Here is a 21,104-nt window from a genome sequence, read left to right as displayed (position 1 = left end):
AACTAACTAGCCCGCAATACCGCCCTGCGTCAGCGTGCTTGGATCAAGCAGCTTGCTGAGTTCTTCTCGGCTAAGATCCGTTTCTCGTTCGGCCACATCAAGAATCGGTAAGCCCTCTTTGTAGGCTTTCTTGGCAATATCAGCCGCTTTTAGGTAGCCAATCACAGGGTTAAGTGCGGTCACCAGAATTGGATTCTTTGACAGTGCCAAATCGAGGTTGTCTTGGCGTACCGTGAAGGTAGAAATCGCTTTATCAGCCAGTGCGACTGAACTGTTTGCTAACAACTCTATGCTTTCTAATACGTTATGAGCAATAACGGGCAGCATCACATTTAATTGGAAGTTACCCGATTGGCCTGCAATCGTAATGGTGGTGTCATTGCCAATCACTTGTGCTGCCGCCATTGCAGCTGCTTCTGGAATTACAGGGTTCACTTTGCCAGGCATGATCGATGAACCCGGCTGTAGAGCCTGCAACTCAATTTCCCCTAAGCCAGCCAACGGCCCTGAATTCATCCAGCGAAGATCGTTTGAGATCTTCATGATCGCAACTGCTGCAGTTTTAAGCTGACCTGACAGTGCAACGATCGCGTCTTGGCTACTGAGGTTAAAAAAGAAGTTTTCACTCGAGGTAAAACTGATCTTTGTCGATTGAGACAGGTTACTTGCAAACTTATCGGCAAAGCGTGGGTCGGCATTAATCCCCGTACCTACCGCTGTACCACCTTGAGCAAGCGCCTTGACTGCTGGCAAGCTGCTTTCTATCGCTTGCTTGGCATGTTCAATCTGAAATTTCCAACCACCAAGCTCTTGAGCAAAGGTAATCGGCATTGCATCCATTAGATGGGTACGGCCAGTTTTGACTACCTCAGCAAGTTCATGCTGTTTTACGGTAAGCGCCGCAAAAAGGTGGGTAAGTGCAGGCAACAGCTTATTTTCTGCCATCAAAGCGACACTGACTTGGATTGCTGTCGGCACGACATCGTTACTGCTTTGCCCCATGTTTACGTGATCATTCGGGTTCACGTCTCCTTGCAGGCTTCTTGAAGCGAGTGTCGCAATCACTTCGTTGGCATTCATGTTGGAGCTCGTACCAGAACCGGTTTGGTAAACATCAATAGGGAATTGCTCGAGGTGTTTACCCTCAATGATCTCTTGGCTAGCTTCGGCTATCGCGTTGGCAATATCACCTTCTAATAAACCTAACTGAGCGTTGGTATCGGCGGCGGCCTGCTTAATCAGCGCCAGTGCTTGAATGAAACTGGCTGGCATCTTGTGTGAACTAAACGCGAAGTTATCAGCGGCACGTTGAGTTTGAGCTTGGTATAGCGCATCGGCAGGAACTTTCACTTCGCCCATGCTGTCTTTTTCTATCCGAAATTGTAGAGTCATCTTCTATCCTTGTTAGCCAAGTGGGGCTTGGACTTGTTGTAGTGTTTGGCTGAGATTCAAAAAACGCGCTTGGCCTTGAGGCTGCTGGCAGTAGTGGCGTTTCAAATAAAATAGTGGTGAGTGAATAGAGTCTAGGCAGATATGACGAAAGGCGAAACTGCGTTCTGGAGACTCAATCGCTTCAATCAAATGGAAGAAAACTTGGCGCAGATACAGCTCGCACAACAAGATATTTTCTTGGGCGGCATGCTTTTCATAGTAAGCAGAAAGCGTGAGTGCGCACTCGATATACTCTCGAATCACAAACGGTTCATGGCCTTGAACTTGTTCTAATGAAGCAAAGCGATCCTGTGCTTTGTAAAACCTCGAATAAAGAACCTGCTGCTCTTTCATCATCTGCATCTCATCAATGAGTGTTAATGATAATTATTATCAAATGAGATTTTAAAAACAACCCTTTGTTTCTCTTTTTATAAAGTGAGTAGGAAAAGAAAAAGCCGCTACATGAAGTATCGGCTTTCTGGAGTCAGTACCTAATCCCTACAATGTAAGTACTGATTCATTTTTGCTAAACATCTTTGTTTCGTGGTAGTGCTTAGTGGTCGTGAGCTTCACCAGCACCTTTCGGGTAACGAATGTTCTCAACCATCTCTTGTACATCTTCAGGAACTTCAGCGGTCACTTTGTTCACTGCAATTGATACTACGAAGTTTAGACACATACCTAGCGTACCGATGCCTTCTGGGCTGATACCAAACCACCAGTTTTCCGGTGTGCTTGCTGCTGGGTTAATGAACTTGAAGTAGATGATGTAGCTTGCTGTGAAGGCAATACCTGACAACATACCTGCAATTGCGCCTTCCTTGTTCATCTTCTTGTAGAAGATACCTAGGATGATCGCTGGGAAGAAGGATGCTGCGGCTAAGCCGAAGGCAAACGCTACTACCTGTGCTACAAAGCCTGGTGGGTTAATACCCAAGTAACCTGCACCTACAATCGCGATCATGGCAGCTAAACGAGCGGCTAACAGCTCCTGCTTGTCGGTCATGTTTGGTCTAAAGCCTTTCTTCAACAAGTCATGTGAAATCGACGTTGAGATTACCAATAGCAGACCCGCGGCTGTTGATAGTGCTGCGGCTAAGCCACCAGCTGCAAGCAGTGCGACAACCCAGTTTGGTAGTTTTGCTAGTTCTGGAGAAGCCAGTACGATGATGTCACGGTTAATCTTCATTTCGTTGCGTTCGTCGCCCGAGTAGAACATTTTGCCATCGCCGTTCTTATCTTCCCAACCAACTAGGCCAGTGCTTTCCCAGTTTTTGTACCAGCTTGGTGCTTCTGCTGCTGCGACACCTTGCATGTCTGGGCCATTAATCGTTTCGATCATATTTACACGAGCGAAGGCTGCAACGCCTGGCGCTGTTGTGTATAGCAATGAGATGAACAGTAGTGCCCAACCCGCTGAGATACGAGCATCACGTACTTTTGGTACCGTGAAGAAACGAATGATTACGTGTGGAAGACCGGCAGTACCTACCATTAGAGCTGCACAGATGAAGAATACATCTACCATGCTCTTGTTACCTTCGGTATAGGCTGTAAATCCGAGCTCTTCGGTTAGTCCATCCAGTTTATCAAGTAAGTATACATCTGTACCTGATAGCGTTGAGCCCATACCAACTTGTGGAAGTGGGTTACCTGTCATCATGATTGAGGTAAAGATTGCTGGAACAAGGAAGGCGAAAATGAGGACACAGAATTGAGCTACCTGCGTATAAGTGATGCCTTTCATGCCACCAAGCACTGCGTAGAAGAACACAATACCCATACCAATGATGATGCCTAGGTTAATATCAACTTCTAGGAAACGAGAGAATACAACGCCAACACCACGCATCTGGCCCGCAACGTACGTAAATGATACGAAGATTGCACAGAATACCGCTACCATACGTGCTGTTTTCGAGTAGTAACGTTCACCGATGAAATCAGGAACCGTAAACTGACCGAACTTACGTAGGTAAGGTGCTAAACATAGCGCAAGTAGTACATAACCACCTGTCCAACCCATGAGGTAAACCGCACCGTCGTAACCAACGAATGAGATGATACCTGCCATTGAGATGAATGATGCTGCCGACATCCAGTCAGCGGCTGTTGCCATGCCGTTTGCTACTGGGTGTACGCCGCCGCCAGCAACGTAGAATTCACTCGTTGTTCCAGCGCGAGCCCAGATTGCGATGCCGATATAGACTGCGAAAGTAATACCGACGAGAATAAACGTCCAAGTTTGAATATCCATGTTCTAGCCTCTAGTCTTCCTGTACGTTGTATTTTTTGTCCAGCTTATTCATGCGAACAACGTAAATAAATATCAACGCCACGAAGGTATAAATTGAACCTTGTTGAGCGAACCAAAAACCTAGCTTAAACCCGCCAAATTGAATGGTATTTAGGACATCCACAAATAAGATGCCAGCGCCATAAGACACCACAAACCAGACAGCGAGTAGTGTTCCCATTATTCCCAAGTTTTCCTTCCAGTAGGCTTGAGCATGTTCCGTAGATTCGAACGCCATTGCCTTCTCCTTTAATTCCGTTTTCGTAGAAACCGTTTCTGTAGAAATTGCTGTGTTAACGTAATGTTACGATTTAGAATGTAGCAAGGATAAGTCAAGGGATCTGTGCAACTTTAGTCGGGACGCTATTAGCGCTAATGTCCTTAAATATGGGAGCTAGGAGACAGAACCATAGAAAAACGTGATGTTGCAATGATGTTAAATTAGCCAAAGGTCTAACAAAAAGGGATGAATTAGAGTGAGAGTCATAAAATTTAACAACTAAATGACTGAGAAACGGTATTTAGCCCTGCTTATGACACGAAGCGAAACATAAGTTTGTTATAGTAACTACGGCACTTTCACCGACCGTGCCTTGCTAAACGGCAGAAGATCAACAAGCTAGTGGCAAAAGATCAACAGGCTTAAAGCTCGGATTTTATTCTTTGGGGGAACGAATTGGACGCAATAACCATTAACCACTTATTCTTGACTGGTGCCGTACTCATCGCCATCAGCGTGCTTTTCTCACAAGTGTCCTCTCGATTGGGCGTTCCTATTCTTTTGATCTTTTTGTTCGTTGGTATGTTAGCGGGTGAAGATGGACCCGGTAATATTCATTTCGATGATTACTCACTGACCTACTTGGTGAGTAACCTTGCGCTTGCCGTGATTCTGTTGGATGGCGGTATGCGAACCAAGGTGGCGAGCTTCAAGGTCGCTTTCTGGCCTTCGCTCTCGCTGGCGACGATAGGTGTCGCATGTACAGCAACCTTAACCGGATTGATGGCGGCTTGGCTGTTTGACTTGTCATTAATGCAGGGCATCTTGGTCGGGGCGATTGTGGGTTCAACCGATGCGGCAGCGGTATTCTCTTTGCTGAAAGGGCAGAGTCTCAATGAGCGTGTAGGTTCAACTCTAGAGATCGAATCGGGCACTAACGACCCAATGGCGGTCTTCCTGACGGTGACCTTAATTGCGCTGTTAGGTAACCCTGACGCTGAGATGGGAATGAACTTCCTACTGCAAAGTTTTGCGATGCAGTTTGGTATCGGCACCCTTGTTGGTATTGGCGGCGGCTGGGTTCTATGGAGCTTAATCAATCGAGTACAACTGGCTGATGGCCTTTACTCCATTCTGGTACTCAGTGGGGGCGTGGCGCTGTTTGCGTTCTCTAACATGCTTGGCGGTAGTGGCATATTATCGATTTACCTAGTGGGCTTGTTCATTGGTAATCGTCCAACGCGTTCTCGACACTCTATTCTTAATGTCCTAGACGGTATGACGTGGCTAAGTCAGATCGTGATGTTCTTGGTGTTGGGTTTATTGGTGACTCCATCGACCTTAATGGACATTGCACTTCCTGCGTTAGCACTGGCTTTCGGTATGATTTTGTTTGCTCGTCCAGTGTCGGTTTGGTTGGGTTTGCTGCCGTTCAGAAGCTTTACCACCAAGGAGCGCTGGTTTGTCTCTTGGGTCGGTTTACGTGGTGCAGTTCCGATCATTTTGGCGGTTTTCCCGATGATGGCTGGCCTGCCAAATGCTCAGCTGTATTTCAATATCGCCTTCTTCGTGGTTATGGTTTCGTTGATTGTTCAAGGCGGCAGCTTAATGAAAGTCGCAAGACTCGCTAAAGTGACTCTACCGCCAACGCCAACACCGATTTCTCGCACCGGTATCGAGATTTATCCGACCAGTGAATGGGAGATGTTTGTCTACAAGCTGAAAGAGGAAAAGTGGTGTGTCGGTGAACCGCTCAAGCGTTTATCGATGCCAGAAGGGACACGCATTACCGCACTGTTTCGACAAGATGCCTTGCTTCACCCATCGGGCAGTACCATATTAGAGGCGAACGATATTCTCTGTGTACTTGGTCAAGATAAAGACCTAGGTAGCCTAAGTGAGCTCTTCAGTGAGGCACCTTTGGCAGAAGAAGCCGCTCGATTCTTTGGTGACTTCTTCTTAGATGTTGGGTTATCGGTCGCTGCGGTAAGCGATTGTTATGGTATTGAACTTGGCTCGGAAGAAGAGCGAGAAATGACGCTAAAACAATTGGTTGATCAAGAGCTTGGGGCACACCCGGTATTAGGCGACAGCTTCGAGTGGCATGACATCACTTGGGTGGTTGCAGATATAGATGATCATAAAGTCGTCAAGCTGGGTTTATGTTTGCCTAAGACGACTTTAGAAGAGGATGTAAACGAAGCTTAATTGTGGATTTCTTGTAGCAAGATAACTGCTTGAGTTCGGTTTTTCACATCCAGTTTACGGAAGATGGCTGTCATATGCGCCTTGATGGTCGCTTCCGAAACATTCAATTCGTACGCAATTTGCTTGTTCAGTAGGCCGTCCGATAGCATTCCTAACACCTTGTATTGTTGAGGCGTCAATGTGGAAAGCTTTTCCGCAAGGTCGCTACAGGCTGCATTGTTGGTGATCAGCCCTTCAGGGAAGAACGGGTCGCCATTCAGCACTTGATTGAGTGCGCTGACCAATTCACGCATATCACTCGATTTAGGAATAAAGCCAAAGGCACCGTGGCTCTTCACTTGAGTGACAACGCTGGCATCCTCGCTGGCAGAGATCACCACAATTGGTAAATCTGGGTATTCAGCACGCAGTTGAATTAGGCCAGACATCCCGTTTGAACCCGGCATTTTAAGGTCGAGAAGCAACAGATCAGGTTCATCTTCTTTTTTTAGCAGAGTCAGTAAGGCATCGAGAGAATCAGCCTCAAGCAGGTTCGCACCGCTGATCGCCATATGAACTGACTGAAACAGGGCGTTGCGAAAAAGAGGATGGTCATCAGCAATGATGATGGTATAGGTCGAGTCCATGACGTTCATACTTTTAACAATTTAGTTAATATTTATTATCATCCTGATTGAGTATGTGGACAATATCTATGCATGAAAAGTCTGAACCATATCGACTTTTATCCCCGGAATAAGAAAGCGTTACTCTGAATAGCAAAAAAGCCGCACTGCCATCTCGTTAATGAGGGGCAGTGCGGCTTTCGTTTAGGCAGATATTCCGGTGAATATTGCCGTTATAGCTGGTGGTCTTGCATGTGTTTCAAGAATACATCGGCAGCCATAAAACCCGTTACACGAGCATTTGGAACATGGTTACCCTCGCCATCCCAGAACTCTATGGTTGGTAAGCCCAGCACCTGTAATTGTTTAAGCAGTTCAATGTCTTGAGGCATGTTTCTCGTTACGTCAGCTTGAAGAAGAACAAAGTCAGAAAGCTTGTTCTCAACATCAGCTTGGTGGAAGGTGTACTTCTCAAACTCTTTACAGGCCACACACCAATCGGCGTAGAAATCGAGCATCACTGGTTTGCCGAGTTTCTTGGCTTCGATGAGCTGGATTTCTAACTCTTCAACCGTGTTGACGCGGGCAAATTGGATTTGTTGCTCAACCACAACGCTCTTTTCTGCGAACCAGTAATTGAGTGCAGGTTGAGCTGATGCGAACAGGCCAAGCATCGCGATGATACCTACAGCGCTCTGTTTCCAACCACCGAATGGCAGTGCATTCTTGCTGTGGTAAAGCCAACCAAAGGCGATGAACCCAAGACCAGACCAAAGTACCGTTGCCCACAATTCAGGAATAATTCGCTCTAGCAGGAAGATAGGCGCTGCCAGCAAGATAAAGCCGAATACGATCTTCACCTTGTCCATCCAGCTACCTGCTTTTGGTAGTAGCTTATTACCAAACACCGCAACCAAAATCAGCGGTATACCCATACCCATCGCTAACGCATACAGAGCGAACGCCCCGGTTAATAGGTCGCCACTTTGAGCCACGTACAGTAACGCGCCTGACAGTGGCGCAGTGGTACAAGGTGAACACACCAAGCCAGAGATAGCGCCCATTGCGAACACGCCCAAGGTATTGCCACCTTGTTGCTTGTTACTTTGGTTGTTAAGCCAAGTTTGGATGCTGCTTGGTAGTTGTAGGTTATAAACGCCGAACATCGACATCGCCAACGTCACGAACAGAACACTCAGCGCGATTAATACATAAGGGTGCTGCATCGCAGCTTGGAACTGCATGCCTGCTGAAGCAACCACTAAACCCAATAAGGTGTAGGTCAGCGCCATGCCTTGTACATAAATGAACGACAGCATCAGCGCACGGCCTTGGCTGAGCTTACCGCCACCTAGCACAATACCCGTTAGAATCGGATACATAGGCAGAACACACGGCGTAAAGGCTAAGCCAACACCGAGTGCGAGGAATAATAATGGCGTCCACCAACTGTCACCCAGCTTATCGGCTAAGCCTGCTTCTTTTGAAACTGGAGCATTGGTTTGTTGAGTGGTATTGCTTGCTGCGTCAGCGGTAGGAGAAGAGGCTTGTACTGAATTGTCAGCTTCACCAGAAGAACCTTGTAAAGCACCACTGTTTTGATCATCACTGCTTTTCATATCCCCAGAACTCGTCGCAGTAAACGGTTCAATGTCGATTACTCGGATCTCTGGTGGGTAACAGAAACCAGCATCTGCACAGCCTTGATACTTAACGATCAGCTGTGAGCTATCTTGGTAACTCTGTAGAGGAACTTGCACGAATAATGGCTGAGTATAGATGCTCACCTCACCGAAGAATTCATCTTGGTGTGGTTGGCCATTTTCCATTTCAACATTGCCGATAGTGAGATTTTGGCCAGTGAACGAGAGGCTATGTTGATAGAGGTAGTAGCCCTTTTTTACTTGCCAGTCGAGAAGGACCTTGCCGTCTTGCTGGTAGTAATTGAAAGGGAAAGCTTGGTCTACAGGGACAAAACCGTTGTTATTGCCTCCGAAGCTTGGCTCGGCGTTGTCGTTTCCAAAAAGCGCCCACGCAGGCTGGGTGAACAGGGAAACACAAACAAAAAGTAATGTGGCAAGTCGTCGCATACTATTTAGTCATCAAAATGGAGTTGAAGGTATCTTAACTCAATCAGACCGTAATAGTTTGTGATTAGTTTCATCGGTAGACAAATATCCCCTAAGGCGGGTGGGCTATTTTCTGGGGCAGTCGAGAGAGTGTCAGTCGCTCAACATGAGTTGTCAGCTTTTGCCAATAAGACATTTAAGCCACTCCTAAGCGTGCTCTTACTACTTGTTCGCAAGCATCTATATTCGTGGTGTCTTTCGGAATAATTAACACCGTGTCATTGCCGCCAACCGTACCGATAATCTCGGTATGTGGGTCGATATCAACCAATCTTGCGACCAACTGTGCGCAACCAGGGTTTGTTTTTACGATCACCATTGCTTGGTTGTGAGTAATTAATTCGATTTGTGATGAGATTGACGCATCGACACGTACCGGTGCGCTTTCTACGGTGATGCAGTAAACCTTTTTGCCACAGGCGTTCTGGATTTTGACAACACCGAGTTGTGACAAAATACGAGACACAGTCGACTGGCTAATGCCTGTATAACCAATGTCGACGAGTTTCTCTCGCAGCTGGTTCTGGGTCGAGAAGCTTTGCTGTTGTAGTAAGCGTTTGCACGCTGCAGTCAGTGTTTTATCTTCAGCTGAATACAAGCAACCGTGCTCAGTGATTTGGTTCATGAACAACTCCTTAAAGCCAACGTGTGGGTATCGCTTGTCCATAGCGCAGAACGCACTCCCAAAGCCGTAGAGTACGATTGTTAGTTAGGGCTTACCGATGAATCCCGAAATAAATAGGAAGGGTATGCGTGATGTATGATCTTCTATTCATCCAGTCTACCACTAAAGAATAGTTATCTTTTTGAAGGCGATCACCAAACAAAATTCTGGTTATTTGCTTTTTTTGTGGAATTTTATTCTTTGGGTAAGTGGATATTTATTCCAGGTTGGGAATAAATATCCATGTAGTTTGAGCGGTTTCTTTTACGAAGGTAAGAGCGCTAAGGGCTAGCGGATTTCACTCATGATCTCGCGAGAGAATACTTTTTCACAATAGTGACATTTTAGTTGGACGTTTTCGTGTTTTAGCTGCACTTTAAAGCTACTTTCAACGGGTTCACCGTGCGAAATACAGTTGCTATTCGGGCAAGAGTACACACTGTTGATTTGGTCTGGCAGTACTAATGTTAGCTTATTAACCACCTTGTACTCTTCAATCTGATTTACCGTCGCTTGCGGCGCATACAGAGCCAATTGGTTGGCTTGTTCCTTGGTCAGAAAGATGTTCTCAATCTTGATCAGATCTTTATGACCAAGCGCAGATGATGGCAGATTCAATCCCATGGTGATGCGTTGTTCTGTTTTGTGTAGCTTAAACAGTTTAAGGATTTTGATACCAAGATGAGCAGGGATGTGGTCAATCACGCTGCCGTTACGGATCGCTTCTACTTGTAGCTGAGTTTGTTTAACCATGACTGTTTCTCCTGCTTATAAAGTGTCGTTAAGAACTAGGGCCAATAGGGCTTCGCGAGCGTATACACCGTTTTCAGCTTGTTCAAAGTAGTAAGCGTGTGGCGTTTTATCTACGTCGGTTGTGATTTCATCGACGCGTGGTAATGGGTGAAGCACCTTCATGTTCTGGCGTGCATCTTTCAAGGTATCGGCCGTTAGAATGTAAGCCGACTTCATGTGCGCGTATTCTGACGCATCAAAGCGCTCTTTCTGTACGCGAGTCATGTACAGGACATCCAGTTCAGGCACCACTTCTTCAATGCTGCTGTGGGTGCTGTATTGGATGCCCATCTCTTCCAATTCTTCACAGATGTAATCAGGCATCGCTAACACTTCTGGCGCGATAAAGAAGAAACGCACGTTATTGAATTTTGATAGTGCTTGCGTCAAAGAGTGTACGGTACGGCCATATTTTAGGTCGCCGACGAACGCCACATTGAGGTTATCGAGCGTGCCTTGCGTTTCGTAAATCGAGAACAGATCCAATAAGGTTTGCGTTGGGTGTTGGTTTGCACCATCGCCACCATTCACAATTGGCACACCGTTAGAAAATTCAGACGCTAAGCGCGCCGCGCCTTCTTGTGGGTGACGCATCACAAAGGCATCCACGTAAGATGAAATCACTTGAACGGAATCGGCAAGTGTTTCGCCTTTTTTCGCCAGCGATGTGTTGCCGCCATTATCAAAGCCGATGACTGTGCCGCCAAGGCGTTGAACTGCGGTTTCAAATGAGAGGCGAGTTCGAGTTGAAGGCTCAAAGAAGCAGCTCGCAACGACTTTATTTTTCAGCAGCTCAGGGTTTGGTTCTGCTTTGAGTCTTGCTGCAGTATCGACGATAAGCTCCAGTTCATCACGAGATAGCTCTGGAATGGAGATGATGTGCTTGTTAAATAACGAATGCGCCATAACGGGTCTTCCTTTTTCTATGCATACAGTCAAATTGCGGACAAAAAAAAGCCCCCTAAAAATAGGAGGCTTCGAAATGATCAATAGAGCAAAATAAAAATGACACCAACGCCGTTCTAAGGCGTATTGGCTGACAATCATGTGCGAAAAAATTGCGGTTCATTTTTTGCTCTCTTAAGACAAATTGCGGAGGATTATACTCAGATAAAAAGGCCATGCAATACTTTCTGTAAAGTATTCATTTAATGGATTTTTATGCGAGATTACGTCCATTTTAAACTCCCATTTAAGTCTTTGTTGGGGCTGAGACTTACAGGGTTTTCCAGGAAATTATCTCTTCAACCGCATGAAAAAAAATGCGAGTTTTATTCAAGGTCAAAATCCCAAGAACGCCACCCGCATTTCCCTGTCATTGCACTTAACTTATCAACGTATTTCGAACAAGTGAGTGCCTAGCTTCTTAATTTTTAACGTCTTAACTGTTTAGTTTCTTAGGTCATTAGCTGCCTAATGTCGCAACCATTACTGCTTTGATAGTGTGCATGCGGTTTTCTGCTTCATCGAACACGATAGAGTATTCAGACTCAACCACTTCATCCGTCACTTCTACGCCATCTTTAAGCTGCGGATATTCAGCAGCAAGCTGTTTGCCGACAGTTGTATCTTCGCCGTGGAAAGCAGGTAGGCAGTGCATGAATTTCACATGTGGGTTGCCTGTTGCTTTGATCATGTCCATGTTGACTTGGTAAGGCATCATTAGGTTGATACGCTCAGCCCATGCTTCTTTCGCTTCGCCCATTGATACCCAAACGTCGGTATATAGGAAGTCACAACCTTGCACGCCTTCTTGAACATCTTCTGTTAGCGTGATTTTGCCGCCAGTGTGTTCTGCGATTTCACGACATTGAGCTAATAGCTCTTCTTCTGGCCAGAATTGTTTTGGAGCAACAAGGCGAATGTCCATGCCCATTTTCGCAGCACCAACCATCAGAGAGTTGCCCATGTTGTTGCGAGCATCACCTAGGTAAGCAAACTTGATTTCATGCAATTGCTTGCCACGGCCGTATTCCGTCATAGTTAGGAAGTCAGCTAGGATTTGTGTTGGGTGGAATTCGTCAGTCAGGCCATTCCACACAGGAACGCCAGCGTAAGCGCCTAGCTCTTCAACGATTTCTTGACCAAAGCCGCGGTATTCGATGCCATCGTACATACGGCCTAGAACGCGAGCGGTGTCTTTCATTGATTCTTTGTGGCCAATTTGAGAGCCAGATGGGCCTAAGTAAGAAACTCGAGCACCTTGGTCGAATGCTGCTACTTCGAATGCACAGCGAGTACGAGTTGAGGTTTTTTCAAAGATAAGCGCAATGTTTTTGCCAGTCAGTGTTGGCTGTTCGTAACCGTTGTACTTCGCTTTTTTTAGCTCCATAGAAAGATCTAACAAGTGTTGAATTTCGCGTGGAGTGAAATCTAGTAGTTTTAGGAAGTTACGATTGCGTAGGTTAAAAGCCATGATGTATTCCTTCTTAGATTTAGGCGCTTCCTTGTTACAGGGAAATAAAATTCAAGAAAGCGCGATTCAATTTTTAGTTAAAGTTGTTCGGTTTTGTTTGTTTCGTTTAATCTGTTTTCGCAAGCTTTAAAAGCTCTCAAGGTTTAAGACTCTCAAGATGATAAAGCTCGCTAGTGCATTAACCTTTGGTGATATTGGTGCCCGCTTGGCCTTGCAGGATTTGCAAACCATCTTCGAGTGCGCCGATACCCACTACTTTGCCGCCTTGCTGAATGAACTCGCACGATGCTTCGATTTTTGGCCCCATTGAGCCTGCATCAAATGTAAACTTCGCCAATTCACTTGGTGTAGTACTGCGCAGTGCGTGTTGAGTCGGTTTGCCCCAATCAAGATAAACAGCGTCAGCATCGGTCAGAATAAGTAGTGCATCCGCATCCAATTGTTTCGCCAAGAAAGCCGCTGACATGTCTTTGTCGATAACCGCTTCAACGCCGACTAATTTGCCATTTTCTTTTTTCACTGGGATGCCACCACCGCCAGTACAAATTACGAGGTGACCTGCATCGATAAGTTGAGTGATCGCTTCGTGTTCAACAATGCCAGTAGGGCGTGGGCTTGGCACTACTCGACGGAAATGTTGACCGTCTGGTTTTACGATCCAGTGGAATTTCTCCGCTAACTCACGCGCTTCTGCTTCTTCGTAGATCGGGCCAATTGGCTTAGTTGGATCTGCGAATGCAGGATCGTTTGGATCAACGGTCATTTGCGTCAACATGCATGAGATGTTGCGGTCAGGCAGGTAGTTTTTGAACTCTTGCATTAGCATGTAGCCGATCATGCCTTGAGTCTCACTGCCCAATACATCCAATGGATACGGGTTTACTTTTTTGTACTCCAAACCTTGCAGAGCAAGTAAGCCAACTTGTGGACCATTACCGTGCACTAGAACCACGTTGTACACTTTCGCGATTTCAGAGATGGTTTTAACAGCCGTTTCAATATTACGGCGTTGAACATCGGCTTCTAACGGCTCACCGCGACGAAGTAGGGCATTACCGCCGAGTGCAACAACAACAGTTTGCTTAGTCATAATTGTGTTCTCTCATTTTGGCCAAGTTGAGATTATTTAAGATCGTTCAACTTGGCCGTTTCGTCTTAGTGATTAGATACCATCACGCTCAATTGGGCAGCTCATGCAGCGTGCACCACCGCGACCGCGACCAAGTTCGTCTCCTGGAATCGGAAGAACCGTGATGCCTGCTTTGTCGTATTTTTCGTTGGTGTATGTGTTGCCTTCGTAGCCAATAACGACGCCAGGTTTAACCGTTAGAACGTTGTTTGCATCGTTCCACTGTTCACGTTCTGCATGGAAGTTGTCGCCACCAGTTGTGATTAGGTTTAGCTTGTCTACGCCAAGTGCTTTTTCGATAGCTGTTACGAAGTAGCCTTCTTCTTTCACTTTCACTGCGCCTGACTCATCGCCAGTTAGGTTCCAGCACTGTACGTCTTTACTTACCACTTCAGGGTAAACAGAGAACGTATCTTCGTTCATGTGAGTCATCACGGTGTCTAAGTGCATGCAAGAACGGTGTTTTGGTAGCTGCATTGCGATAACTTGTGTCGCTTGACCGTGTTTGAATAGGCTAGACGCTAAGTGTTCAACACCTTGTGCTGTTGTACGCTCAGACATACCGATAAGAACCGCGCCACGGCCGAGAACAAGAACGTCACCACCTTCGATTGTTGAGTTGTCGTAGTTGATGTTTTCTTCATCACCGAAGTATTTAATGAAGTCTTCGCCTGCGAATGTTGGGTGCCAGCGGTAAATAGCGCGAACGTGGTTTGTTTCACGTTGACGAGCAGGTTTCGCCATCGGGTTGATAGATACGCCACCGTATACCCAGCAAGATGTGTCACGAGTAAATAGGTGGTTTGGTAGAGGTTCGATAATGAAGTCAGTTGGTGCGTGCATGCCTTGCATCATTGAAGATGATTTCATTGGCATTTCAGCGTAAGACAGACCGCCCGTTAGAATTTTTGCTAGCTCTAAGTTTGGTAAGTCGCCCAAGTAGCAGCGCACATCATTGGCGAATGTTTTACCCAAACGGTAATCAGATACCTGGCAGCTTAGTAGCCAGTCTTTCGCTTCTGGCACTGCTAGTGTGTCTGCTAGTAGGTCAGTAAGAAGAAGAACTTCAACACCCTGATCACGTAGCGTTTTAGTAAATGCGTCATGCTCTTTACCTGCGCGCTCAACAGCCAGTACGTCATCAAATAGTAAATCGTGACAGTTAGAGGGTGTTAGGTGAGTCAGTGCGCGTCTTGGGCGGTGAACTAGAACGCGGCGCAATTGACCTATTTCAGAACCTACATAGAACTTACTCATGATCGTCTCTCTCTTATATATTTGAATTACTTTTATCGCTAAGAGTAATTATTTATTTTCAGTGGAGAATAATGAATTATTTTATTCATATCTCTTGTCTGGAATTAATATTACGCCTGCTAGTCAGGTATTCTTAGAGATCTATCACAAATCGTTTTTTATCCCGCAGCCCTTTAAAATTAAGGATTTTAACAAACTTTATGCACTTTTAGTCATGACGATTACATTCTAAATAGTTAGCTGTTAGGGAACTTTATGCACGCTTTTTTGATGAACCTTCCTAGAATTAAAATTGTTAGGGATTATATGCAAAATAGTTTTATTGATAAGAATGTACTTAGCTTGGAAGTATGCAATGTTTCTATTTAGATATTTAATTTTGGATGTGAAATTAATTATTTATTAACAAAATAAATGCGAATAAAGCTGTTGTGGTCACACTTTATAATTGGTTTTTTTAAGCCAGTTTTCTATAAAAATAGCCTTTATTTTCCCTTTGGTTATTACAAGGTGAATAACTTTAAATATAATTAACGTTAATAAATGACTAAATATTTTTATAAACATAATGGAGAGGAATGGATTGTTTTTTATTAGCCTTAACATCAATATTAAAATGTTGATTTACGCTTTGTCGAAGGTGTCCTTGGATTGTTTAAGGTTGGCTGATGAGGTTGGCTATAGAGAGGCTTTAAATAGAGTGTGTGCAGCTCGTGAGGTTGTTTTGGGGACTGGTTCTGAGGGCGATAGCAACAAAAAAGCCGCTAAGAAAGCGGCTTTGAACGAGAAGGTGGTGTGTAGGTTTTAGATAAGCGCACCAATACTTAGTACAACGATGCAGAACACCATCAAGATTCCGATTAATGGCATCACCCATTTAACCCAGCGCACGTAAGGGACACGAGCAATCGCCAAGCCGCCCATTACCACTGCAGAGGTTGGAGTGATTAAGTTGACCAAGCCAGATGCAGATTGGTAAGCGGTGATAACAAGGTCACGACCTACGCCAGCAAAATCGGCTAATGGCGCCATGATTGGCATAGTCAGCACTGCTAGACCAGAGGTCGAAGGTACTAAGAATGACAGTAGAATTTCTAAGAAGAACATCACGTTAATGAAGACAACTGAAGAAAGGCCAGTCACCATTTGTTCTGCTGAGAAAAGAATAGTGTCGGTGATCATACCGCGGTCCATTACGACTACGATACCACGTGCGATACCTATGATAAGCGCAACGCCCAGTAGGTCTCGAGCACCGTCAATGAAGCTAGTTGTGAACTCTTCCTCGCTCATGCGAGACACAATACCGACAATAATAGTCGCAGCTAAGAACATCGCGGAGATCTCTGCCATCCACCATCCAGCAACGGATACACCGTAAATCATGACAGCGAAAGAGCCACCAAAAATGGCCAGGATCAGTTTGCGAGTCGCGGTGAACTCCAGTTTTTCACCACTTGCGTTGCCAAGGAAGTGCGCTTTGTTCTCTTCGTATTTGTCGTAAACAATCGATGTTGTTGGATCGGCTTGTACCATTCTTGCGTAGCGCATGACGTAGGCGACACAGATACCCCAACCAATAATCAGCATTCCAATACGCAGCGCGATACCGTCGGTAAATGGAATACCAGAGGCGTTGGCAGCAATAACGGTCGCGAATGGGTTAATGGTAGAGCCTAGCACCCCAATGCCCGCGCCAAGCAATACCGTCGCAGCCGCAACTAGAGGGTCAAAGCGAGCTGCCATCATTACTGGTACTAGTAATGTATAGAATGGCAGTGATTCTTCCGCCATGCCGTAGACAGTACCACCAGCGGCAAACAGTGCCATCAGTATTGGTATCATCAACTCTTCTCGCCCTTCTAAGCGGGCGGTAACGCGCTCGATGCCAGCATCAATGGCACCTGTTTTGGTTACTAGTCCTAAGAAGCCACCAATGATTAAGATGAACAGCGAAACGTCGATAGCCGCTGCTTCATAGCTATTGTGGTCGTAGAAGCCATCAATAGGCGCTAGCAGTACATCAATCACGCCTTGAGGGTTACCTTCTACCGCTTGATAGGTTCCGGTTACGGGTACTTCTCGGCCTAGCTCTTCATTCATTGCACGGTCGTATTGGCCTGCTGGAACAATCCAGGTAAGCAGCGCGACGAACGCAATCAGAATAAATAGAATGGTGTAGGCAGAAGGAAATTTAAAGTTGGCAAAGAAGCCGCCCTTTTTTTTCTCGTTTGGTATCGTTTGAGTTGTCATGGCTATCTCCTTACATCATCTTAAATAGAAGTGATGTGAATTAGCGACTAATGATTTATAGATTGTAAATACACGGACACTTATAAAGCACTCAACGATATAAAGTTGCTGACTTTAAATTAAGGTTGTTTTTATATTTACCAATCCAAATGAAGTTAGATTTAATTTAGCTGCGGTTATTTTATTCCTTACGTCAGTATTTAAGTTTGGTGCTGTTCACAAAAATAATGGCTAATGAAAGGGCTGGAAAATGGCAGAAAATTGGCAAGGTTTTTTGGTTAGTTAGCTTGGATTAATATTCGATGGGGATGACGGTAAATCAAAGGGAGATTGACTGGGTAGGCATTCCTAATTAATGGCCTGAATAATCCTGGAATTTTATTCAAACTTTATTTTTAGTTGGTTTTTGAATTTTATAACGGTTATTTGACGTGTATCAAATAACACATTGAGCAGAAAACAAAAAAGGAAGCCGAAGCTTCCTTTTCTAGTTTAGAACATTAGCGATTACTAGATGAATAGGCCGCCAAATGCGAAGCCGAGTGCAACCGCTGTACTGATTGTTACCACACCAGGAATGAAGAATGGGTGATTAAATACGTACTTACCAATACGCGTTGAGCCTGTGTCATCCATCTCAACCGCTGCCAGCAGCGTAGGGTAAGTTGGAAGTACGAACAGTGCACTTACTGCAGCAAAAGAAGCCACGGCTGTTAGTGGTGCTACGCCAATCGCTAGAGCTGCTGGCATCAGTGCAACTGTTGTTGCGCCTTGAGAGTAAAGCAGCATAGAAGCGAAGAACAAAACAAGAGCCAGCATCCATGGGTAGTCAGCCAGTAGAGCACCTGCTACGTCTTTGATCTCAGCAACGTGTGCGTTTACAAACGTTGAACCTAACCAAGCTACACCAAGTACACAAACACACGCTGTCATACCAGAGCGGAATGTTGGCGCTGAAGAAATCTTCGCAGCATCAATCTTAGTGAACATCACGATAGCCGCTGCTGCTGCTAGCATCACAGACATGATCGCTTCGTTACGACCAAGCGCTGGGTTTTCAATTAGGCCAACAGAGCTAGAGATAGCCGCTGCGTAGCAAACCACGAAACCAATCGCTGCTAGGAAGATGTACGTTGCTCTCTTCGCTGTTGGTAGAATTTCACGTTTCTCTTCTGTCGCCAGTTTGATTAGGCCTTTCTCTAGACGTTCTTGGTAAACAGGATCGTCTTTCAGTTCGCTACCCATGTAGTTAGCAACAACCGCACCAACCATACAAGCGATGAAGGTTGTTGGGATACAAACCATCAATAGCGTTAGGTAATCAACACCAAAGGGTGCCAGCATTGCTGCGAAAGCGACAACGGCAGCCGAGATTGGCGAAGCTGTGATAGCAATTTGAGAGGCGACAACTGCGATAGACAGTGGACGAGAAGGACGAACACCTTGGCCTTTCGCTACTTCTGCTATTACAGGAAGCGTAGAGAATGCTGTGTGACCAGTACCGGCCATTAGTGTCATTACAAAGGTCACAATCGGCGCGTAAAAGGTGATGCGTTCAGGGTGTTTACGCAAAAAGTTTTCTGCAATTTGTACCAACCAGTCCATACCGCCCGCAACCTGCATAGCAGCAATTGCGGTGATAACCGACATGATGATCAAGATTACGTCGATCGGGATGAAAGACTGGCTTGTTGGAACGCCAAGAATCAGTGAAAGGGCAATAACACCAGCACCACCGGCAAAACCAATACCGATACCGCCAATTCTGGCCCCCAAAAAGATAAAGAGCAGGACGACAAATAGTTCTACTGCAATCATAAGTAACACCTCATTTTAGATTTTATTATGTGAACATTCGCCGCTGGAATGTTCACATAATAGTTCTATGGTTTAGATTCTATTTCGCAAAAGTGCAACCAATAGAAACCCACAAAATTAACATGGTTAACCGTATTGGAGCCTAAAAAAGGGCTCCGTTTGGAGCCCTTTTTCGCTAACGTTATTCGTAGCGTTTTGCTTTATACTGAGGATGCATCAAATTTTCAACAGAGAAAATGTCATCAAGTTCTTCTTCGGTTAATAACCCGCGTTCTAGAACTACATCACGAACGCTTTTACCTGTTTCAGCACAGATCTTACCAACAACATCACCCTCGTGGTGGCCAATGTATGGGTTTAGGTAAGTGACGATACCGATAGAGTTAAATACGTGAGATTCACACACTTCTTTATTCACAGTAATGCCGTCTACACACTTGTCGCGTAGGTTCACACATGCGTTTGTTAGAATGTCTAGAGACTCAAACATGCTTTGTGCGATAACAGGTTCCATTACGTTCAGTTGAAGCTGACCGCCTTCTGCTGCGAAAGAAACCGTGTTGTCGTTACCTAGAACTTTAAAGCAAACTTGGTTTACAACTTCAGGCACAACTGGGTTTACTTTAGCTGGCATGATTGAAGAGCCAGCTTGCAGTTCAGGTAGGTTTAGTTCGTTAAAGCCAGTGCGTGGGCCTGAAGAAAGAAGACGTAAGTCGTTACAAATCTTAGACAGTTTAACCGCTAGGCGCTTAAGTGCACCGTGCGTCATTACGTATGCGCCACAGTCAGATGTTGCTTCGATAAGATCTTCAGCCGCTACACACTCTAAGCCCGTTACTTCTGCTAGGTGTTTCACTGCTAGGCCTTGGTAACCCGGTGCTGCGTTCAGACCAGTACCGATAGCCGTTGCGCCTAGGTTAACTTCAAGCAATAGCTTTGAAGTGTATTCTAGGTTTTTGATTTCTTCGTTGATGGTTACAGCCCAAGCGTGGAACTCTTGGCCAACCGTCATTGGAACAGCATCTTGAAGTTGAGTACGACCCATCTTCAGGATTGTGTTGAATTCTTGGCTCTTAAGCTCGAATGCACCTTTTAGGTATTCGATAGCGTCAATCAGTTTACGAACGCTGTTGTAAACTGAGATACGGAAACCAGTTGGGTAAGCACAGTTAGTTGATTGGCTGCGGTTTACATGGTCATTCGGGTTGATGAACTCATATTGGCCTTTTTCTTTGCCCATAAGTTCAAGTGCCACGTTTGCCACAACTTCGTTAGCATTCATGTTTACAGAAGTACCAGCACCACCTTGGAATACATCCGATGGGAACTGATCCATGCACTTACCAGTGTCTAGAATGAGGTCACAAGCTTCGATGATGTATTTAGCTACTTCGCTTGGGATTACACCTAACTCTTTGTTTGCTAAAGCCGCTGCTTTCTTTGTCATCACCATACCGCGAACGAATTCAGGTACATCTGAGATCGTTACATTTGAGATGTTGAAGTTTTCAACTGCGCGTAGAGTGTGGATGCCGTAGTAAGCATCAGCCGGAACATGACGTTGACCTAGTAGATCTTCTTCGAGACGAGTAGCTTGAGGAGCTTCAACTTGAGCTTCTGATAGATTAGCCATAACAGGATCCTTAGAGAATTATTCTGATTATATAGTTAGTTATTAGCCTATTCTGTGTGCAAATACTCCGTTCGCTAGAATATTGGGCTGATAAATCCGTCCTGACTTATGTGGCACATGATACTGTACTTAGCGCATAAAAATATTAAGTTGATCACCTTTTTCGGTTTTGTTTCGTCAATATTTTGCAAAGTTATTCTCGGTCAATAAACACGCTTATTTACAGGATAAATTTGAGATTGATAGGGCT

General features: G+C 45.3%; 16 protein-coding genes. 1 reads left to right on the top strand and 15 read right to left on the bottom strand.

All coding sequences use genetic code 11. The features are described from left to right. Positions 1 to 6: 6 nt before the first annotated feature. From AB4513_RS04735 to AB4513_RS04720, 4 genes are all read right to left on the bottom strand, one after another. On the bottom strand, positions 7 to 1,392 hold the full coding sequence (locus AB4513_RS04735; RefSeq protein WP_032554988.1) for a lyase family protein: 1,386 nt from the start codon (positions 1,390 to 1,392) through the stop codon (positions 7 to 9). 12 nt (positions 1,393 to 1,404) lie between these two features. Then, complete coding sequence (locus AB4513_RS04730; RefSeq protein WP_009844699.1) at positions 1,405 to 1,788, bottom strand: hypothetical protein; 384 nt, start codon at positions 1,786 to 1,788, stop codon at positions 1,405 to 1,407. A gap of 199 nt (positions 1,789 to 1,987) precedes the next feature. Next, on the bottom strand, positions 1,988 to 3,691 hold the full coding sequence (locus AB4513_RS04725; protein WP_009844700.1) for a sodium:solute symporter family protein: 1,704 nt from the start codon (positions 3,689 to 3,691) through the stop codon (positions 1,988 to 1,990). Positions 3,692 to 3,701: 10 nt separating this feature from the next. Continuing rightward, positions 3,702 to 3,968: a DUF4212 domain-containing protein gene (locus AB4513_RS04720; RefSeq protein ID WP_009844701.1), complete on the bottom strand. Its 267-nt coding sequence runs from the start codon at positions 3,966 to 3,968 to the stop codon at positions 3,702 to 3,704. 438 nt (positions 3,969 to 4,406) lie between these two features. Between AB4513_RS04720 and AB4513_RS04715 the strand changes: the two genes are divergently transcribed. Then, complete coding sequence (locus AB4513_RS04715; protein WP_009844702.1) at positions 4,407 to 6,158, top strand: potassium/proton antiporter; 1,752 nt, start codon at positions 4,407 to 4,409, stop codon at positions 6,156 to 6,158. Here AB4513_RS04715 and AB4513_RS04710 read toward each other — a convergent pair. From AB4513_RS04710 to aspA, 11 genes are all read right to left on the bottom strand, one after another. Beyond that, complete coding sequence (locus tag AB4513_RS04710) at positions 6,155 to 6,784, bottom strand: response regulator transcription factor (RefSeq protein ID WP_009844703.1); 630 nt, start codon at positions 6,782 to 6,784, stop codon at positions 6,155 to 6,157. The two genes, AB4513_RS04715 and AB4513_RS04710, sit on opposite strands and share 4 nt — an antisense overlap. A gap of 212 nt (positions 6,785 to 6,996) precedes the next feature. Then, positions 6,997 to 8,853, bottom strand: a complete 1,857-nt coding sequence (locus AB4513_RS04705) for a protein-disulfide reductase DsbD (RefSeq protein WP_009844704.1) — start codon at positions 8,851 to 8,853, stop codon at positions 6,997 to 6,999. Between the two features lie 175 nt (positions 8,854 to 9,028). Further along, a complete protein-coding gene (locus AB4513_RS04700; RefSeq protein ID WP_009844705.1) occupies positions 9,029 to 9,517 on the bottom strand; it encodes an arginine repressor in 489 nt (162 codons plus the stop codon). 327 nt (positions 9,518 to 9,844) lie between these two features. Beyond that, complete coding sequence (pyrI, locus tag AB4513_RS04695) at positions 9,845 to 10,309, bottom strand: aspartate carbamoyltransferase regulatory subunit (RefSeq protein ID WP_009844706.1); 465 nt, start codon at positions 10,307 to 10,309, stop codon at positions 9,845 to 9,847. Between the two features lie 15 nt (positions 10,310 to 10,324). Then, positions 10,325 to 11,254, bottom strand: a complete 930-nt coding sequence (gene pyrB / locus AB4513_RS04690) for an aspartate carbamoyltransferase (protein ID WP_004729720.1) — start codon at positions 11,252 to 11,254, stop codon at positions 10,325 to 10,327. 499 nt (positions 11,255 to 11,753) lie between these two features. Beyond that, the gene (locus tag AB4513_RS04685) at positions 11,754 to 12,764 is read right to left on the bottom strand and encodes an ornithine carbamoyltransferase (RefSeq protein ID WP_009844707.1); all 1,011 of its coding nucleotides are present in this window, start codon (positions 12,762 to 12,764) and stop codon (positions 11,754 to 11,756) included. A 178-nt stretch (positions 12,765 to 12,942) separates the two neighbouring features. Next, a complete protein-coding gene (arcC, locus tag AB4513_RS04680; RefSeq protein ID WP_009844708.1) occupies positions 12,943 to 13,854 on the bottom strand; it encodes a carbamate kinase in 912 nt (303 codons plus the stop codon). Between the two features lie 72 nt (positions 13,855 to 13,926). Next, the gene (gene arcA / locus AB4513_RS04675) at positions 13,927 to 15,150 is read right to left on the bottom strand and encodes an arginine deiminase (protein WP_009844709.1); all 1,224 of its coding nucleotides are present in this window, start codon (positions 15,148 to 15,150) and stop codon (positions 13,927 to 13,929) included. 804 nt (positions 15,151 to 15,954) lie between these two features. After that, complete coding sequence (locus AB4513_RS04670; RefSeq protein ID WP_009844712.1) at positions 15,955 to 17,403, bottom strand: YfcC family protein; 1,449 nt, start codon at positions 17,401 to 17,403, stop codon at positions 15,955 to 15,957. 510 nt (positions 17,404 to 17,913) lie between these two features. Next, positions 17,914 to 19,221 carry an anaerobic C4-dicarboxylate transporter gene (locus tag AB4513_RS04665; RefSeq protein ID WP_009844713.1) on the bottom strand — a complete coding sequence of 436 codons (1,308 nt, stop codon included), beginning with the start codon at positions 19,219 to 19,221 and terminating at the stop codon, positions 17,914 to 17,916. Positions 19,222 to 19,402: 181 nt separating this feature from the next. Further along, entirely contained in the window at positions 19,403 to 20,854 is a 1,452-nt protein-coding gene (gene aspA, locus AB4513_RS04660) for an aspartate ammonia-lyase (protein WP_009844714.1), read from the bottom strand. Positions 20,855 to 21,104: the final 250 nt, after the last annotated feature.

This window comes from Vibrio sp. 10N.222.54.E6, assembly GCF_041473955.1.
Lineage (GTDB): Bacteria > Pseudomonadota > Gammaproteobacteria > Enterobacterales > Vibrionaceae > Vibrio > Vibrio tasmaniensis_A.
This window is presented reverse-complemented; position numbering and strand designations above follow the sequence as displayed.

What these genes read in the sequence shown, in the direction of transcription:
- AB4513_RS04665 (WP_009844713.1), bottom strand. Translation starts at nt 19,221, where the DNA reads ATGATTGCAGTAGAACTATTTGTCGTCCTGCTCTTTATCTTTTTGGGG.
- AB4513_RS04730 (WP_009844699.1), bottom strand. Translation starts at nt 1,788, where the DNA reads ATGATGAAAGAGCAGCAGGTTCTTTATTCGAGGTTTTACAAAGCACAG.
- AB4513_RS04720 (WP_009844701.1), bottom strand. Translation starts at nt 3,968, where the DNA reads ATGGCGTTCGAATCTACGGAACATGCTCAAGCCTACTGGAAGGAAAAC.
- AB4513_RS04700 (WP_009844705.1), bottom strand. Translation starts at nt 9,517, where the DNA reads ATGAACCAAATCACTGAGCACGGTTGCTTGTATTCAGCTGAAGATAAA.
- pyrI (WP_009844706.1), bottom strand. Translation starts at nt 10,309, where the DNA reads ATGGTTAAACAAACTCAGCTACAAGTAGAAGCGATCCGTAACGGCAGC.
- pyrB (WP_004729720.1), bottom strand. Translation starts at nt 11,254, where the DNA reads ATGGCGCATTCGTTATTTAACAAGCACATCATCTCCATTCCAGAGCTA.
- aspA (WP_009844714.1), bottom strand. Translation starts at nt 20,854, where the DNA reads ATGGCTAATCTATCAGAAGCTCAAGTTGAAGCTCCTCAAGCTACTCGT.
- AB4513_RS04710 (WP_009844703.1), bottom strand. Translation starts at nt 6,784, where the DNA reads ATGGACTCGACCTATACCATCATCATTGCTGATGACCATCCTCTTTTT.
- arcC (WP_009844708.1), bottom strand. Translation starts at nt 13,854, where the DNA reads ATGACTAAGCAAACTGTTGTTGTTGCACTCGGCGGTAATGCCCTACTT.
- arcA (WP_009844709.1), bottom strand. Translation starts at nt 15,150, where the DNA reads ATGAGTAAGTTCTATGTAGGTTCTGAAATAGGTCAATTGCGCCGCGTT.
- AB4513_RS04685 (WP_009844707.1), bottom strand. Translation starts at nt 12,764, where the DNA reads ATGGCTTTTAACCTACGCAATCGTAACTTCCTAAAACTACTAGATTTC.
- AB4513_RS04705 (WP_009844704.1), bottom strand. Translation starts at nt 8,853, where the DNA reads ATGCGACGACTTGCCACATTACTTTTTGTTTGTGTTTCCCTGTTCACC.
- AB4513_RS04735 (WP_032554988.1), bottom strand. Translation starts at nt 1,392, where the DNA reads ATGACTCTACAATTTCGGATAGAAAAAGACAGCATGGGCGAAGTGAAA.
- AB4513_RS04725 (WP_009844700.1), bottom strand. Translation starts at nt 3,691, where the DNA reads ATGGATATTCAAACTTGGACGTTTATTCTCGTCGGTATTACTTTCGCA.
- AB4513_RS04670 (WP_009844712.1), bottom strand. Translation starts at nt 17,403, where the DNA reads ATGACAACTCAAACGATACCAAACGAGAAAAAAAAGGGCGGCTTCTTT.